Here is a 1,879-nt window from a genome sequence, read left to right on the forward strand (position 1 = left end):
CGGCAGCTGGCCGGGATCGCCGAACTCCTCCACCAAGTTCCCCGCCACCATGCTGATCGACTACGTACGCGTCTACAGCCGGGCGTAGCGGGCTCGATCCAGGCCCCGACGCCGTCCCCGCCGAGGAGCTCGGCGGCGTGCACCGCTCGGTCGTCCCTGGACAGCCCGGCGATCCTGGCCTCGACCGCGGGCGTCCCGCGCAGGCGCTCGCGCAGTCTGGCAGGCCGGCCCCTCTCGGCCACGATGACCGCGGCCAGTTCGGCGGGCTCGCTTGGGAACGCTGTTCCACGAGGGATCCGGCGAGACGGGGATCCACCCACGTGTCGCGCCGCTGCCGGGAGAGCCCGTCGTCCTCAAGCGCCGCACGAGCGCCTTCGCCGGCACCGACTTCGACCTGGTGCTGCGGGCGCTCGGCGTCGAGTCGATCGTCCTGACCGGGGTGGCTACCGGCGCGATGGTGGCCGCGACCCTGTTCGACGCCTCCGACCGTGACTTCGGGCTGACGGTGCTCAGCGACGCCTGCGCCGACGGCGAGCGCGACGTCCACGACTTCCTCATGGAACGGATCTTCCCCGCCCGGGGCGCCGAGGTCCTGACGGGCCAGGCATGGATGGACCGCCTCTGACCCGGGCGGGCCGGAGCCAGGGGACGGCGACCCCTGGGTGGACACAGCCCTGGTTAGCGGGCTGGTCATGCCGCGATCGTGGAGGAGACGGCGGGGCGCGAGGCCCCGGCGCCGGTCAACCCCATCAGAGAAAGAGAACGAACATGCCGTTCGCGAACTTCAAGGTCCCCGCCGAGACCCTCACCGAGAAGCAGAAGGAGCAGATCGTCACCCGCACCACCGAGCTGTACGTCGAGATCTACGGCGAGCGCGCCCGAGCCAACACCATGGTGCTGGTCGAGGAGGTCGCCGACGGCGGCTGGGGGATCGGCGGCGACGTCCTGACCCTCGCCAAGCTCCGGCAGATGCCGGAAGCCTGACGAACGCTCATGTCTCTGCGATCCAGCCGAACCGTCCTCCTGGCCGCGGCGCTCGGCGGCTCACTGCTCATGACCGCCGGGACGGTGACCGCGGTCCGCGCGGACACCGCTCCTGGCGAGGCCGCGCCCATCCGCGCGTACGCCCGGGCCGAGCCGTGGTCGCCTGCCGGTGGCCTGAGCGACCAGGCTCGCACGGCGACCCAGCGCTCATCCCTGGCGCGCGCGGCCCTGGGCCTGTACGAGCCGTTCGAGACCGGCGACACGACGGTGTACGACCGCCTCCTCACCGAGGACTTCGTGGACGTCCCGCTCGCACCGGGGCAGGGGCCGGGCCGGGAGGGCATGAAAGCCCATGTGCGGGATGACATCGTGGCCACGTTCCCGGATCTGAAGATCCGTGTCGAGGCCATCCATGTGGCCGGGCGGGTCGTCACGGTGCGCTCGGTCATCAGCGGCACGCAGGTACGCCCGTTCCTTGGCGTACCGGCCACGCGCAGGCTTCTGTCGTACCGGGCGGTCGACGTCCACCAGTTCGACCACCGTCGGCGGATCGCCCGCACCGACCACCTGGAGGACCTGTTCGGCGCGTACCGCCAGATGACGACACCGCCCAAGTGAGCGGGCCCCGGGTGGGGTAGCCGCGACCCTCCACCAGCCAGACCCCGCATGAGCTGCACAATCGTGCGGGGTCTCCGTGCTCAGAAAACGAGCATCAAGCGGACTGGTAGGTGAGCAGTTCTCACGGCCAGAGTGTTCCGGCGACATCATCTGACTCTTGAACCACTCGCCTTCTCCGGAGGTTCCATGTTCCGCCACGCCCCCCTGCGGCCCGCCCGACGTGCGACCGTGACCGCGGCCGCCGTCCTCGCGGCCGGCGCCGCGTTCGCCGCGGTCC

4 protein-coding genes are annotated in these 1,879 nt (G+C 71.2%); 3 read left to right on the forward strand and 1 reads right to left on the reverse strand.

What is annotated here, in order from left to right:
* Positions 1-242 (reverse strand): hypothetical protein (locus DQW85_RS46040; protein ID WP_205315353.1); only part of this gene is annotated, 242 nt, incomplete at its 3' end.
* 29 nt (positions 243-271) lie between these two features.
* Between DQW85_RS46040 and DQW85_RS23655 the strand changes: the two genes are divergently transcribed.
* The 3 genes from DQW85_RS23655 (at position 272) to DQW85_RS23665 (ending at position 1,602) form a co-directional block, all read left to right on the forward strand.
* Complete coding sequence (locus DQW85_RS23655; protein WP_113702270.1) at positions 272-625, forward strand: cysteine hydrolase family protein; 354 nt, start codon at positions 272-274, stop codon at positions 623-625.
* Between the two features lie 143 nt (positions 626-768).
* A complete protein-coding gene (locus DQW85_RS23660; protein ID WP_113702271.1) occupies positions 769-984 on the forward strand; it encodes a tautomerase family protein in 216 nt (71 codons plus the stop codon).
* Between the two features lie 9 nt (positions 985-993).
* Entirely contained in the window at positions 994-1,602 is a 609-nt protein-coding gene (locus DQW85_RS23665) for an ester cyclase (protein WP_113702272.1), read from the forward strand.
* The last annotated feature ends 277 nt before the right edge of the window (positions 1,603-1,879 follow it).

Source organism: Nonomuraea lactucae, assembly GCF_003313395.1.
In the GTDB taxonomy this organism is placed as follows: domain Bacteria; phylum Actinomycetota; class Actinomycetes; order Streptosporangiales; family Streptosporangiaceae; genus Nonomuraea; species Nonomuraea lactucae.